13 protein-coding genes are annotated in these 14,770 nt (G+C 70.5%); 1 reads left to right on the plus strand and 12 read right to left on the minus strand.

Features of this window, described 5'->3' with window-relative positions:
• Positions 1–91: 91 nt before the first annotated feature.
• From ACZ53N_RS27975 to ACZ53N_RS28025, 11 genes are all read right to left on the minus strand, one after another.
• A complete protein-coding gene (locus tag ACZ53N_RS27975; RefSeq protein WP_469143580.1) occupies positions 92–1,261 on the minus strand; it encodes a cysteine desulfurase family protein in 1,170 nt (389 codons plus the stop codon).
• Positions 1,262–1,311: 50 nt separating this feature from the next.
• The gene (locus ACZ53N_RS27980; protein ID WP_469143581.1) at positions 1,312–2,163 is read right to left on the minus strand and encodes a thioesterase family protein; all 852 of its coding nucleotides are present in this window, start codon (positions 2,161–2,163) and stop codon (positions 1,312–1,314) included.
• Positions 2,164–2,312: 149 nt separating this feature from the next.
• Positions 2,313–2,972, minus strand: a complete 660-nt coding sequence (locus ACZ53N_RS27985) for a trimeric intracellular cation channel family protein (RefSeq protein ID WP_469143582.1) — start codon at positions 2,970–2,972, stop codon at positions 2,313–2,315.
• Between the two features lie 93 nt (positions 2,973–3,065).
• Entirely contained in the window at positions 3,066–4,478 is a 1,413-nt protein-coding gene (locus ACZ53N_RS27990) for a M1 family metallopeptidase (RefSeq protein ID WP_469143583.1), read from the minus strand.
• A gap of 93 nt (positions 4,479–4,571) precedes the next feature.
• Positions 4,572–5,609, minus strand: a complete 1,038-nt coding sequence (locus ACZ53N_RS27995; protein WP_469143615.1) for an ABC transporter ATP-binding protein — start codon at positions 5,607–5,609, stop codon at positions 4,572–4,574.
• Positions 5,610–5,665: 56 nt separating this feature from the next.
• Complete coding sequence (locus tag ACZ53N_RS28000) at positions 5,666–6,775, minus strand: ABC transporter ATP-binding protein (RefSeq protein WP_469143584.1); 1,110 nt, start codon at positions 6,773–6,775, stop codon at positions 5,666–5,668.
• Positions 6,772–7,770: an ABC transporter permease gene (locus ACZ53N_RS28005; RefSeq protein ID WP_469143585.1), complete on the minus strand. Its 999-nt coding sequence runs from the start codon at positions 7,768–7,770 to the stop codon at positions 6,772–6,774. Before ACZ53N_RS28005 ends, ACZ53N_RS28000 begins: the two co-directional genes overlap by 4 nt.
• Before the next feature lie 121 nt (positions 7,771–7,891).
• A complete protein-coding gene (locus ACZ53N_RS28010) occupies positions 7,892–9,664 on the minus strand; it encodes an ABC transporter substrate-binding protein (protein ID WP_469143586.1) in 1,773 nt (590 codons plus the stop codon).
• Positions 9,665–9,779: 115 nt separating this feature from the next.
• Entirely contained in the window at positions 9,780–10,778 is a 999-nt protein-coding gene (locus tag ACZ53N_RS28015) for an ABC transporter permease (RefSeq protein WP_469143587.1), read from the minus strand.
• 482 nt (positions 10,779–11,260) lie between these two features.
• Positions 11,261–12,019 carry an enhanced serine sensitivity protein SseB C-terminal domain-containing protein gene (locus ACZ53N_RS28020; RefSeq protein ID WP_469143616.1) on the minus strand — a complete coding sequence of 253 codons (759 nt, stop codon included), beginning with the start codon at positions 12,017–12,019 and terminating at the stop codon, positions 11,261–11,263.
• A gap of 144 nt (positions 12,020–12,163) precedes the next feature.
• Positions 12,164–12,868 carry an enhanced serine sensitivity protein SseB C-terminal domain-containing protein gene (locus ACZ53N_RS28025; RefSeq protein ID WP_469143617.1) on the minus strand — a complete coding sequence of 235 codons (705 nt, stop codon included), beginning with the start codon at positions 12,866–12,868 and terminating at the stop codon, positions 12,164–12,166.
• Between the two features lie 519 nt (positions 12,869–13,387).
• Between ACZ53N_RS28025 and ACZ53N_RS28030 the strand changes: the two genes are divergently transcribed.
• On the plus strand, positions 13,388–13,906 hold the full coding sequence (locus ACZ53N_RS28030) for a hypothetical protein (protein WP_469143588.1): 519 nt from the start codon (positions 13,388–13,390) through the stop codon (positions 13,904–13,906).
• Between the two features lie 28 nt (positions 13,907–13,934).
• Here the strand turns inward: ACZ53N_RS28030 and ACZ53N_RS28035 are convergent, their stop codons facing one another.
• Positions 13,935–14,630, minus strand: coding sequence for an AAA family ATPase (locus tag ACZ53N_RS28035; protein WP_469143618.1), 696 nt, complete (start codon positions 14,628–14,630; stop codon positions 13,935–13,937).
• Positions 14,631–14,770 lie beyond the last annotated feature (140 nt).

A 14,770-nucleotide genomic window follows, 5' to 3' on the forward strand; every position in this document is an offset into this window, starting at 1 on the left:
TCAGCAGGGCGTCCAGGTTGTTCGTCACACAACGATCTTGGACGCCCTGTCTGCGTTCCCGGACACACCGTCAGCATTCGGAATGACTCGTCTAGCTCAGGCTGGCCGTGCGGGCCCGCTCCACCACCGACGCGATGACGTCCCGCACGGCGGCCACGTCCTCCTTGGTGGAGGTGTGGCCGAAGGAGAAGCGCAGTGTGCCGCGGGCCAGGTTCCGGTCGGTGCCCGTGGCGAGGACCACATGGCTGGGCTGGGCGACCCCGGCGGTGCAGGCGGAGCCGGTGGAGCACTCGATGCCCTGGGCGTCCAGCAGCAGGAGCAGCGAGTCGCCCTCGCAGCCGGGGAAGGAGAAGTGGGCGTTGGCGGGCAGCCGGCCGGCCGGGTCGGGGTCGCCGCCGAGCACCGCGTCCGGCACGGCCGCGAGGACCGCCTCAACCAGTTCGTCGCGGAGCGCGCCGACCTCGCGCGCGAAGTGCTCGCGCCGCTCGGCGGCCAGCACGCCCGCGACCGCGAACGACGCGATGGCGGGCACGTCGAGGGTTCCGGAGCGCACGTGCCGCTCCTGGCCGCCGCCGTGCAGCAGGGGTACAGGGGCGTACCGGCGGCCCAGCAGCAGGGCGCCGATGCCGTACGGGCCGCCGATCTTGTGACCGCTGACGGTCATCGCGGCCAGCCCCGACGCGGCGAAGTCGACGTCCAGCTGACCGAAGGCCTGTACCGCGTCGGCGTGCAGGGGGACGTCGAACTCGGCCGCGACATCGGCCAGTTCCCGGACCGGCATGACCGTGCCGATCTCGTTGTTCGCCCACATGACGGTGGCCAGGGCCACGTCGTCGGGGTCGCGGGCTATGGCCTCGCGCAGTGCGTCGGGGTGCACCCGCCCGTGGGAGTCGACGGGCAGGTACTCCACGGTCGCCCCCTCGTGCTCGGCGAGCCAGTCGACGGCGTCGAGGACGGCGTGGTGCTCCACCGGGCTGGCGAGGACCCGGCGGCGGGCCGGGTCGGCGTCCCGGCGGGCCCAGTACAGGCCCTTGACGGCGAGGTTGTCGGCTTCGGTGCCGCCCGCGGTGAAGACCACTTCGCTGGGGCGCGCGCCGAGCGACGCCGCGAGCGATTCGCGCGACTCCTCGACGGTACGGCGCGCGCGACGCCCGGCGGCGTGCAGCGAGGAGGCGTTTCCGGCGAAGGCGAGCTGGGCGGTCATCGCCTGCACCGCTTCCGGGAGCATCGGAGTGGTGGCGGCGTGGTCGAGGTAGGCCATGGTGGGACGATTCTACGAGCTGGACCCGGGCGCCGTACCGGGCGTTCCGGTCAGGAGGCGCGCAGCACCCGGGCCAGCTGGCGGGACTGTGCCACCAGGCGGTCCTGGCTGTCCCAGACCTCGGCGTCCTCCTCCAGATAACCGCCCGCGAGGTTGCGGGTGCTGACGGAGACCCGCAGCGGGCCGGGGGCGGGGCGGCCGCGGACGTGGGCGGTGAGTTCGATGGTGGGGACCCAGCCGGTCACGCCCAGCTCGAAGACGGCGGGCGGCAGCGCGTCGACGGCCAGCAGCAGGGCGAGCGGGTCGGGGTCGCGGCCGTCGGCGAGGCCGAACCAGCCGCGCATCTCGCCCTGCCCGCCGGGGGTGCCGATCGCCCAGCCGGCCGTGGCCGGGTCGAGCCGGATGTCGAGGCGCCCGGCGATCTCGGGCGTCGTGGACGGGTCGCCGTCCTCGCTGCTCAGGCACCGCTCGTAGGGCGGGAGCGCCGGGGGCTTGGCGGTGGTGCGCACGTCCTCGGGGAGGGCGTCCAGCTCGCCGTAGGTGGCCAGGACGCGGATGCGCTCGACCTCGGCGCCGTCCTCGTCGAACTGGAGCAGCGTGGCCTGGCCCGTGGAGAGCGTCCGGCTGGCGCGGATCTGCTCGGTGCGGATCAGGGCGGGTCCGGGCTTGGAGGCGGAGAGGTAGTGGGCGGTGATGGAGAAGGGGTCCGGGTGCCGGAGGGTCTCGCCGAGGGCCCGGCCCAGCAGGGCGAGCAGATAGCCGCCGTTGACGGCGTGGCCGATGGTCCACCCCGCGGAGAGGTCCGCGTCGAAGACGGCGGACGTGCTGGGAGTGCCGGGTCCGCGCCGGGTGAGGGCGGTGTCCCGGTCGAATTCGCTGGTGCCGATGGTTCCCTGTGCCATGTTCGGCACGCTACACCCGGAAGTTACTGACCGGTAGGTCAAACGTGCGTCCGAGGCCCCCGCTTCCCCGGCATCCACCGTGGGCCCGAGGCCCCGACTCGGGCGTCCCACGTGCACCCGAAGCCCCGCCTCGGGCGGACCCCCCGCCGTCACACCTCTTCGGCAGCCGCGCTGCGCCGGTGCCAGGCGCGCGGCGCCCGCCAGTGGAAGCGCATCGACAGCAGCCGCAGCGCGAACGCCGTCAGGACCGGGATCACGCTGGTGGTGGCGGAGAGCGCGTCGAAGTGGATCAGCAGGGCGGCCATCGTCGCCCCCATCATCGCGGGCACCGCGTACAGATCGCGGTCCCAGCGCAGCAGCGAGGGCACCTCGTGGGCGAGGATGTCGCGCAGTACGCCGCCGCCGACCGCCGTGGCCACGCCGAGCGCGGCGGCGAAGGTGAGGCCGAGCCCGTAGGCGTGGGCCTTCATCGTGCCGGTGACACAGAACAGGCCCAGCCCCGCGGCGTCGAAGACACCCACCGCCTTGGTGATCCGCTCGACCTCGGGGTGCAGGAAGACGACGAGCAGGGTGGCCAGCATCGGGGTCAGGAAGTAGCCGAGGTCGGTGAAGGCGGCGGGTGGCACGGCACCGATGATCAGGTCCCGCAGCACGCCGCCGCCCAGCGCCGTGACCTCGGCGAGCACGGTCATGCCGAAGACGTCGAAGTTCTTCCGCACGGCGAGCAGCGCACCCGAGATGGCGAAGACGAAGATCCCGACGAGATCCAGTGAATGCTGGACTGAGGGGCTGAACAGATCGGTGAGCACGCGACATTCTTACTCGTCGCGGACAGTGGTCCCGACCTCCCCACTGTCCCCAGCACTCTCGCTGACTCTATCCAGCCCCACGGCCCCCCGGCGCTACGGCAGCGCGGGCTTGCCCGGCTTCCCGATCCAGGTGTCGAACAGGCCGCCGAGCTTCTGGCCCGAGACCTTCTCGGCGAGCGCGATGAACTGCTTGATCTCGGCGTTGCCGTAGCGGTGCTGCGAGGTCCACAGCGGCAGCAGCTTGAAGAACGCCTTGTCGCCGATCCGCTCGCGCAGCGCCTGCAGGGCCATCGCCCCGCGCGTGTAGACCGCCCCCGAGAACATCGTGTCGCGCTGAGGGTCGGCGACGACGATCTTCCAGAACGGGTCGTCGGCCCCGTAGCGGTTGTAGGCGTCCAGGAAGGACTGGTGGGCGCTCTTCTTGCCCTTGTGCTCGGCCCACAGCCACTCGGAGTACGAGGCGAAGCCCTCGTTGAGCCAGATGTTCTTCCACTCGCGCACCGAGACGGAGTCGCCGAACCACTGGTGGGCCAGCTCGTGGACGATGGTCTCCTCGTCCCGGACCGCCGAGTAGACCGGCTTGGTCTGGGTCTCCAGCGAGAACTGCGCGTCCGGCATGTCGTCGACGATGGCGCCCGTCTCCTCGAAGGGGTACGGACCGAAGACCTTCGACCAGTAGTCGGTGGCCTCGGCCGTGATCCCGTAGAAGTCGACCGGGTTCTTGTCCTTGAGCGTCGGGTCGATGGCCACGTAGATCGGGGTGCCGGCGGGGGTCTTGCCCGTGCGGACGTCGAACTTCCCGATGGTGGCGGTGGCGAGGTAGGGCGCCATGGGCCGGGTGGTCCGCCAGTGCGAGACGGTCTTGGACCCCTGGGTGCGGGTGGAGACCAGCCGGCCGTTGGAGATGCCGGTGAGGCCCTTGGGGGCCTTGATCCGGACGTCGAAGGCCGCCTTGTCCGAGGGGTGGTCGCTGGAGGGGAACCAGGTGGAGGCGGCGTTGGGCTCGCAGGCGACGAAGACGCCGTCGGGGGTCTTCATCCAGCCGTACTTGGAGCCGAAGATGATGGGGCCGCTGAGCGGCTTGGGTATGCCGCCGTACGTCACCGTGGTGGTGAAGGTCCGGCCCTTGGCCAGGTGCCGGCCGGGGCGGATGTTGATCTCGTCGCCGGTGCGGGTGAAGTGCGCGCGCTTGCCGTTCACCTCGACCGAGGTGACCTTCAGCTGCTGGAGGTCGAGATGGAAGGACGAGAGCGACTTGGTGGCCCGCGCGGTGACGGTGGCCCGCCCCTCGAGCCGCCCGGTGTCGGGCGTGTAGCCGATGTCGAGCCCGTAGTGCCGGACGTCGAAGCCGCCGTTGCCCAGGTTCGGGAAGTAGGAGTCGCCCACACCGGGCGCGCCCGGTGTGGGGGCCGGGGCGGCGGAGATCACCCACACGGACGCCGCGGCGGTGGCGAGGGCGAGAAGTCTGGTCGAGCGGTGCCGGGCGGAGCGGCGGGAGAGTGCCATGAGTCGTTCCTTTCGAACACGCGAACGCCAATGCAGCGCACGCGCCGACTCTGCCCCCTCCCGCCCCAACCAGCCAAGAGCTTTACCGATTTGTCATGCCGGGACGTTCGTCACAGCCTTTTCCGGAATGTTCTCGGGGTGGTGACAGGCCACTTGATGCCCCGTCACCAGCGGAACCAACGGCGGCTCCTGCTGCTTGCACACGTCCGTCGCCTTCCAGCAGCGGGTGTGGAAGCGGCACCCCGTCGGCGGCGAGATCGGCGAGGGCACATCGCCCTTGAGCAGGATCCTCTCCCGCTTCTCCCGCCGCTTGGGATCCGGCACCGGCACCGCGGACATCAGCGCCTTGGTGTAGGGGTGCATCGGCGTCTCGTACAGCGCCTTGCGGTCGGCCAACTCGACGATCTTTCCGAGGTACATGACCGCGATCCGGTCGGAGACGTGCCGGATGACCGACAGGTCGTGCGCGATGATCACGTAGGTGAGGCCCAGCTCGTCCTGGAGGTCGTCCAGCAGGTTGACCACCTGAGCCTGGATCGACACGTCCAGCGCGGAGACCGGTTCGTCCGCGACCACCAGCTTGGGCTTGAGCGCGAGCGCCCGGGCGATGCCGATGCGCTGCCGCTGCCCGCCGGAGAACTCGTGCGGATAGCGGTTGTAGTGCTCGGGGTTGAGCCCCACCAGCCCCAGCAGCCGCTGGACCTCCTTCTTCACCCCGCCTTCGGGGGTGATCTTCTGGAGCTTGAACGGCGCGCTGACGATCGAGCCGACCGTGTGCCGGGGGTTCAGCGAGGAGTACGGGTCCTGGAAGATCATCTGGACGTCGCGGCGCATCGGCCGCATCCCGCCCACCCCCAGGTGCGTGATGTCCTTGCCCTCGAACTCGATCCGCCCGCCGGTGGGCTCCAGCAGCCGGGTGATCAGCCGGCCCATGGTGGACTTCCCGCAGCCGGACTCACCCACCACGCCCAGGGTCTCCCCCGGCCGTACGTCGAAGGAGATGCCGTCCACGGCCTGCACCGCCCCCACCTGGCGGCGCAGCAGCCCCTTGGTGATCGGGAAGTGCTTGACCAGGCCCTCGACCTTGAGCAGGGGCTCGCCTCCGGGCGCCTGCTGCCGGGGAATGGTCACGTCCTTGTCGGGCGCGGTCTCGTCGGGTACGGCGTTATCGGGCACGGGTCGGTCCTTCACAGCTTGGGCGCAATCTCTTCGGTCCAGATGCGCGTCCGCTCCTCCTGCGCCATGTGACAGGCGGAGTGGTGCCGGCCTCCCTCACCACCGGTCACCAGGCGCAGTTCGGGCCGCTCGGTGCGGGTGACGCCGTCCTTGGGAACGTCGGCGTAGGGGCAGCGCGGGTTGAAGGCGCAGCCGGGCGGCACGTTGATGAGGCTGGGCGGCGAGCCCTTGACCGGGATCAGCCGCTCGGTCTGGTCCCGGTCGATGCGCGGCATCGACCCCAGCAGACCCCAGGTGTAGGGGTGCTGGGGTTCGTAGAAGACCTTCTCCGCCGGGCCGCGCTCGACACAGCGGCCGCCGTACATCACCAGGATGTCGTCGGCCAGCTCGGCGACGACGCCCAGGTCGTGGGTGATGATGATGACCGCGGAGCCGAACTCCTTCTGCAGATCGCGGATCAGGTCGAGGATCTGCGCCTGGACGGTCACGTCCAGGGCGGTCGTCGGCTCGTCCGCGATGAGCAGCTCGGGGTTGTTGACCAGCGCCATCGCGATCATCGCGCGCTGGCGCATCCCGCCGGAGAACTGGTGCGGGTAGTCGTCCACCCGCCGGTCGGGCTGGGGGATGCCGACGCGGTCCAGCAGCTCGATCGCGCGTTTTCGGGCGGTCTTCTTGTCCACGTCGTGGTGGACCCGGTAGGCCTCGACGATCTGGGCGCCGATGGTGAAGTAGGGGTGCATGGCCGACAGCGGATCCTGGAAGATCATCGCCATGTCGCGGCCGCGCAGCCGGCGCACCTCGTCCGGGTCGGCGGTCATCAGCTCCTTGCCGTCCAGCCAGATCTCCCCGGAGATCCGGGCCTTGCCGCGCCCGTACTGGCCGACGGTGTGCAGGCCCATGATGCCGAGCGAGGTGACCGACTTGCCGGAGCCGGACTCGCCGACGATGCCGAGGGTCCTGCCCTTCTCCAGCTGGAAGGTGAGCCCGTCGACGGACTTCACCAGGCCGTCGTCGGTGGGGAAGTGGATGTGCAGGTCACGCACGTCGAGGAAGGCGGAGGGGGCCGCGGCGCCCGCGCGGACGGGCTCGCCGACGGCGCCGCTCTTGGAAAGGTCCGTCACGAGAGCCTCACTCGGGGGTCGATCACGGCGTACAGGAGGTCCACCACGAGGTTGGCGACCACGACGGCGGCCGCGGCGATGAGCGTCACGCCGAGGATCAGCGGCAGGTCGCGGTCGCTGATGGCCTTCACCGCGGCCTGGCCGAGGCCCGGCAGGTTGAACGTGGTCTCGGTGAGGATCGCGCCGCCGACGAGCGCGCCGAGGTCCATGCCGAGGATGGTCAGGATGGGGGTCATCGTGGAGCGCATGGCGTGCTTGCCGATGACGACGGGTTCGCGCAGGCCCTTGGCGCGGGCCGTGCGGATGTAGTCCTCGCCGAGGATCTCCAGCATGGTGGCCCGGGTGAGCCGGGCGTACATCGCCGCGTAGAGGAAGGCGAGGGTGACCCAGGGCAGGATCAGCCCGGCGAACCACGCGGCCGGATCCACGGCGAAGTCGACGTACTCACCGTTCACCCAGCCCAGTCCGTAGCTGAAGATCGCGAGCGAGAGCAGCCCGGTGAAGTAGATCGGCAGCGAGACACCGCTCAGGGCGATGGTCATGGCCGCGCGGTCCCATACGCTGCCGCGCTTGAGCGCGGAGACGATGCCGGTGGTGACGCCGCCCAGCAGCCACAGCACGCACGCGCCCGCGGCCAGCGAGAGCGTGACCGGCAGCCGGTCCTGGAGCACGGGCCAGATGGGCTGCTCGTTACGGAAGGAGTAGCCGAAGCACGGGGCGTCGCAGCGGACGGAGGTCCCGCCGCCGGTGTAGTCCCGGCCGGCGAAGATGCCGGTGACGAAGTCCCAGAACTGCACAAGGATCGGCTCGCCCAGTCCGAGCTTCTCCCGGATGCCCTCGATCGTGGCCGGGTCCGCCTGCTTGCCGACGTACAGGGCTGCGGGGTCGGCTCCGGTGAGCTTCGGAATCGCGAAGAAGATGCCGAAGGTCACGAGGGTGACCACGAGCAGCATCACGATGACGGCGATCAGCCGCCTGACGATATAAGCGAACACTGCGGTCGGCCCGGCGGCGGCCCGGGAACCCCTTGGGTCAAGGAGCGCCCGGGCCGCCACGCGCGGCCCTCACCTGCCCTTCGGGCCTAGCGGCGGGTGCGCCGGTGGAGCGGACGGACTGTCACTTGACGACACCGAGGGAGGCGTAGTCGTAGCGGCCGTTGTAGGAGTCGGCCGTGTAGACGTTGGTCAGCCGGGAGCTGCGCCAGATGATGTTCTTCTCGTAGGTGAAGGGCAGGTACCAGGCGCCCTCCATGACCTTCTTGTTGGCCTCCTGGTAGATCTTCCCGGCCTTCTCGGGGTCGGTCTCGGCGACGCCGTCGTCGAAGAGCTTGTTGATCGCCGGGTCGTTCAGCTCGGGGTAGTTCTGGTTGCCGCTCTCCTGGACGAAGCGGCCGTCGGCGATGGGCTTCAGGAAGCCCTGGCCGCTGGGGAAGTCGGCGCCCCAGCCCATGATGATGATGCCGTAGTTCTTGGCCTTGACGTTCTTCGGAGCACCGATGATGCCGGTGGACTGCGCGCCGTCGTACTGGTCGATCTGCGCGTCGATGCCGACCTTCTTCAGGGACGCCTGGAGCGACTCGGCGGTGGCGACCTCCGGCGGCTTGTTGTTGCGCACCGCGATCGTGGTCTTGAAGCCCTCGGCCTTGCCGCAGGCCTTCAGCTCCTCCTTGGCCTTGGCCTCGTTGGGCTTGCCCTGCTTGAGGTCGTACGGGTCGTACGCGGCGTCGAAGCCCTTGACCGCCGGCGGGAGCATGCTGGTGCCGATGTCGCCGCCCGCCTGCGGGCCGCCGCGGGCGGTCTGCAGCGAGGTGTGGTCGGCGGCGTAGATCACGGCCTTGCGGCAGTGCTCGTTGTCGAACGGCGCGACCGTCTTGGGGAAGGCGGCGTAGCGGATGAAGCCGGTGTCGGGGTTGTCGACGTTGGCCTTGTTGGACTGCAGTGCCTTCTGCCGGCCCGCCGAGCCCATGCCCGTCGCGTTGATGTCGAGGTCGTAGTCACCGGAGATCAGCCGGTTGTCCATGTCGTCGGCGTTGGTGGTGAGCTTGACCGTGATCTTGTCCGGCAGGGCCTTGCGGACCGGGTCGCTCTCCTTCTTCCACTTGTCGTTGCGGACCAGCTCCAGGCCCTTGTTCGGGGTGTAGGACACCCACTTGTAGGGGCCGTTGGAGAAGGGCTTGCTGCCGTACTTCTCCACCGTGTCCTTGTCCTGGCGGACCGGGCCCGCCGCGGGCATGGCCAGCATCTGCAGGAAGTCACCGTTGGGCTTGGGCAGCTTGAAGACGATCGTCTTCTCGTCGGGCGTCTCGATCGCCTTCAGGCCCAGCTTGTCCTTGGAGGTGTCCTTGTAGGGACCCTTGTACTCGTTCTCCGGGTCCAGGCTGTCCTTCAGCCAGGTCGGACCGCCGGAGATCTTGTCGGTGGCCCAGGTGCGCTCGATGCCGTACTTGATCTGCCGGGTCGTGACGGGCTGGCCGTCTTCCCAGGTCAGGCCCTCACGCAGCTTGAAGGTGTAGGTCTTCTTGTCGGCCGAGATCTGGCCGGTGTCCGTGGCCATGTCCGGCACGAGCGTGGAGCTCTGCGCGCCGGGGGCGGCCTTCGGGGTGACGAGGGTGCGGACGTAGTAGCGGGCGAAGTCCCACATGAAGCCGTAGTAACCGCGCTGCGGGTCCCATGAGTCGGCGTCCTGGGTGCCGATGAACTTCAGCTCGCCACCCTTCTTGTCGGACGGGCTGGCGATCTTGCCGACGCCGGCGTTGAAGCCCGCGGCCTTGCCACCCTTGCCGTCGCCGTCGCCCCCGCCGCCGCCACAGGCGGCGGTGCCGACGAGGGCCGCGACCACGAGGGCCGACCCTGCGGCCAGTCTCCGCCTCGAAGTGCTCTGAGTTGTCAAGATGTCGCGACCTCCGTGATCGACGCGGCCCGTGGGACGGGCCGGCTTGTTTCGGGAACGGCCTCCTGACGGAACGACAGGGGCGGCGTACGACAGCGGACTTGGGCTGTTGGGGTCAGCGCGAACCCTTCGGGTCCAGCGCGTCACGCACGCCGTCGCCGAAGAGGTTGAACGCCAGGACGGTGATGAAGATGGCGAGACCGGGGATGATCATGAACATCGGGTCGGACTCGTAGGTGCTGACGGCCTTGGAGAGCATCTGCCCCCAGGACGCGGTGGGCGGCTTGACGCCGGCGCCGAGGAAGCTCAGCGCGGCCTCGGTGAGCACATTGGTGGGGATCATCAGCGTGGCGTACACGGTGATCGGCGCCACCAGGTTGGGCAGCAGCTCGCGGAAGAGGATGTACAACTGTCCGGCACCCAGGCTGCGCGCCGCCTCGACATACTCGCGCTCCCGTAGAGACAGCGTCTGACCTCGAACGATACGCCCCACATAGGGCCAGCCGAAGAAGCCGATCACCATGATCAGCACGGCCATGCGCACGCCCGAACCGGACATTCCCCACAGCGAGTTGGGCACCACGGACACCAGTGCGATGATGAACAGCAGCTGCGGGAAGGCCAGCAGCAGGTCCATGACCCGGCTGATGACGGCGTCGACCCAGCCACCGAAGTAACCGGCGACGATGCCGACGACGGTACCGACCACGACGGCGACGACCGCGGAGAGGAAGGCCACGAGCAGCGAGATCCGGGCCCCGTAGACGACCCGGCTGAAGACGTCACGGCCGTTGCCGGGTTCGACGCCGAAGAGGAAGTCACCGCTGATGCCGCCCCAGTCCCCCTTGGGGGTGCTGAACAGCGGGTCGATCGTCTCCTCGTGGAATTCGTTCGGCGGATGCCCGAACGCGCTCACGATGAGCGGGGCGAAGACCGCGACCAGGATGAGCAGCAGCACCACGATGCCGCCGGACAGGGCCACCTTGTCGCGCTTCAGCCGGATCCAGGCGATGCGCCAGGGGGAACGCCCCTCGATCGCCTTCGCCGGGACGCCGGCGGCGACATCGACGGCTGCGGTCTCCGCCGCGCTCGTGTCGTGCAATGGTGCCGTCATCGTCTGGTGGACCCCTCTCGGCCGGCACAACCGGCCCAACGCCCGCCGCCCGAAAGGCGGCTGGATCACATCACTGGTGCATCACAGGTGCATCGCTTGGTGCAGATGGTGCGCGGATGGTGCGATGGTGCGGGAAGTACACGCGGAGCAGGTCGTACGCAGGGCCGATGGCCCGAAGAGCGAGAGCCGACGGCCCTTGTTGCGGGAGTCTTCAACGCGTTCACGATCACCCGCCAGACCTGACCGGCAATGGATGCGCAACCGTGATGTGTAGAGGAGGGTTCCGTTATACGGACATCCTTGATTCTTCAGCGGATGCGGCTGCCCGTGGCGGGCCGTCGTTGCCGCCTGCGGCGGCGAGCGCCCTGCGGGCGCGTCCTCAATCGCCGGACGGGCTGGGGGCACCTCCCAGCGGTAGCTGGGGGAGATTGAGGACACCGCCGCGCAGCGGAGGTGCACCCCCACGAGCCGCCGGCCACGCCCTAGTACGCCCCGGCCTGCCAGCCCTGCTGCGGCGGATAGCCGTAACCGGCCGAAGGGGCGGGCGCGGCACCGCCGTAGGCGTCGCGGTCGAAGAAGGGCCGCGCGTTGGCCCGCATCCACATCGCGACCGGGTCGTACTCGTCCGACATGGCCACCGTGGACACCGGCAGCCCCTCGGGCACCACACCGATCGACTGCTGCATCATCAAGCGCACGGATTCCACGGCGGCTTGCGAGGTGTCGTACAGATCAAGGCCGATCGCCAGATACGGGGTGCCCAGCGCGGGCTGCACCCAGGCCCGGCGCAGCGCCCGGACGGCGGGCGTGCGGTGGGCGTTCTGCCCGAGCAGGGCGTAGAACTGCGGAATGTCTATGGCCGGCTCGCTCAGCCGCAGCGGTCCGGCGGGCAGCCGGTCGAGACCGCCGGCGATCCGCCGCAGGTCGAGCCACGGGATGCCGACACCGCCGCCGGGCGCGTGCGGGTTGAGCCACAGGCCCCAGCGGTCGGGGAAGAGGGAGCCGGCGATGGACCGGCCGGGGACGACCTCGTGGGCGCGGTTCCAGCCGCTGGCGGCGAGCTCCTGCGCGGAGGTCACACAGGGCGCGTAACCGAGGCCGTCGACCTCCATGTTCCCGTACTGGGCGTCGGGCGATCCGGCCTGCCCGTGCCACAGCAGCATCCAGATCTGCCCCTCGGCGAGGGCGTGCAGCAGCGCCTCGTAGGCGTCGTACCTGCCGGGCGCCACTTGGCGCAGCATCTGCTCCACGCCGCTCTCCGCGCCCGCGCTCACCTGGGTCCGCCTCTTCTCTCGGCCGTCTCTCCACCGCAGGGGGGCGTGACTGCGCACCCCCTGTCGTCATCCAACCAGCTTACGAGCCCGCGGCGGCGGGCACGGGAGGAGTCACAGGTCACGGTCGTAGAACGGGCGGACCCTCTCCCGCAGCCAGTCGCCGACGGGGTCCTGCGCGACGTCGAGGAAGACCAGTTGTACGGGCCAGGGCACCGGCACGGTGCCGAGGGCCCGGCCGAGGGCGTCCAGGGCGGCGGTGCGGCTCCCGGGGTCGGGCAGGTCCAGCTCGACGCCGACGAACAGCGCCGGGGCGCCGCCCTCGACGCTCGCCAGGGTGCGGCGCGCGGTCCGCACGACGGCGGCGGCCGCGAATTCCAGCCCGGCGGCGGCGAGGAAGGCGGTGGGCTCGTCCTGCCAGTCGGGCTCGAAGAGCCTGACCCGGCCGCCGGTCGCGTCACCGTCCAAAGCGCTGCGCCCGGCCCGGCACAGCTCGGCCACGGCGGCCGGCGGCAGCGGAACGCCGACCGCGCCCTCGGGGTTGACCACGATGCCCACCTGCGGGGGCAGCCCGCGGGCGAACTCCACGGCGGGCGCCACGGTGAAGGACATGTGGTCGCCGACGACGCTCCGGAACTGCGCCTCTGAGCTGAACACGGGCACGAACGCCGCGCCGTCGAGTTCGAGTGTGGGGACATCGAGGTCGGGGCTGTCGGGGCCGCCGCCGTTCGGTAGCGGTATCCACAGGTGGCTGCGGCCGAGCGCCTCGACGATCGCCGAACCGGCGGCGGGGTCGCCGAGGGAGCCGGCGAGCACCATTTCGAGTTCGTTGGCGGGCCACCCTTGGGGGAGGGCGGGGGCGCCCGGAGCGCCGGGGCCGCCGGCGAGAACGTCGTGGGGGACACCGCCGTGAGGGACACCGCCCTGAGCGGGGGTCCAGCCGTACTGCTCGGGGATGCTCATCTCGTCCAACTCGCCCAACGCCGTCCAACCACCGTATCGACAAAGCCGCATCCGAACCCTAGCGGCTCAGGGCCCCGCCGCTCTCGTCGGCCGCCGAATTCGGTGCCGATCCGGGCGTTCGGCGCGGGTGGCGACGTCCGTACCGATATAGGGCACGAGCCCCGGCGGTCCGGACGCGCGCACTCTTTCGGCGGCGTGCGGCCCTTCGACGGCAGGCTCCCGCTCGATCCCACGAAGGCGCAGGTCACGGCGCTGGAGCGGCCCACAAGGGCCACCACTCACGGTAGGTGATGAGTTGCGCAGGGCTACCGGCCCGGCACACGGTGAGCGAACAGCTCCCCGGCAGCCTCACCGAACTGAAGGGACACACCCCGCATGCGCGTCAACAAGCTCGTCTCCACCGCCATAGCCGTCGTCGCCTGCGGCTCCCTCGTCGCGGGCGTCGCCGGCCCCGCCCTCGCCGCCGCACCGGAACCGGCCCCCACCGCCGCGGCCCCGGACCCGAAGGCGGCCACGACACAGCAGCTGGAGACCGTGGCCAATCTGGGCGAGCTGCTCTCCCTGGCCGCGAAGATCGCGGCCGAGGCGCAGGCCAAGACCCCGGACCAAGCCGTGCTCGCCGATCTGCGCCAGCGGTATCAGGCGGCGGCCGACGAGCTCCTGAAGACCGTGAAGGCCAGAGCGGCCGTCCCCGGCGGTCTGCCGGCGGACGCCGTCAAGGACATCCAGGACGCCCTGGCGAAGCTGACCAAGGACCTCACCGACCTGCTCGCGGCGGTGGTGGCCGTGGACGTGCCGAAGGTGACGGCGGGCATCGGCAAGGTCGTCGCGGATCTCCAGGCCCTTCTCACGGCGGTGCCGAAGCTCGCGACAGGCGCGCTGCCGGGCGTCTAGAAGTTGCGCTCAGCCCGGGTCAGCCGGGTCAGCCGTCGAAGACGATGCCCTCGAGCGCCCGGGCGGCGGCGCGGTCGAGCAGCGTCGCGGACACACACCCGTCCGGCAGTCGACCGGCGGCGGTGTCCGCGACCAGTCGGGCCATCGCCCGGCGGTGCTGCCCGAAGGCGTACGCGGAGACGGTTCGGCCGCGTGCCGCCTGACCGGCGAGGGCGGTGGCCGGGTCCACGGCCAGCACCAGCAGATGGACCGAGCTGCCGCGGCGCCGCGCGTCCCGGACGAGCCAGCGGCGGACCCAGCCGCGCTGCCCGCAGTCGTGCACGACCGCGCTCGCGTCCGCGCGCAGGGCCCGGCGCAACCCGGCGTAGTGGGCGATCCGCACGAGCGGGCGGTAGACCCCGTAGGGCAGCCAGGGCGGAGTGCGGCGCTCCAGCCGGTCGCGGGCGTCCTGCGAGTCGACGCACCAGACCACCGCGTCCCGGCTGTCGAGGGCGGCCACGGAGCGTCGGATCAGTGTCGACTTGCCGCTTCCGGGCAGTCCGGAGACGACGAGCAGGTCCCCGGCCGGATAGCGCAGTGCCCCGGGGGCAGCGGCGCCGCGTAGATCGCGCACACCCGTCGGCCCTACGTTTCGCTGTTCCCCCTGCGCCCCCTGTGCCTTCCGTGGCCCAGGCGGCACGGATCCCGCCCCCCTCGCGTCCGTACCCCGCGCCCGCACCGTGATCCCCCTCCACTGGCCTCCCTGTCCGGCCCCTTGAGCCCCTACCCACCGAACGTAAAGGAAAGGTAATCCAAGTCAGGGGGTCTCGGGCCGTCCGTCGCACGCCTGTACGTGCAATGATGTGCGCGCCAACTGCATACCGG

The sequence above is a fragment of the Streptomyces sp. NPDC033229 genome (assembly GCF_055576875.1).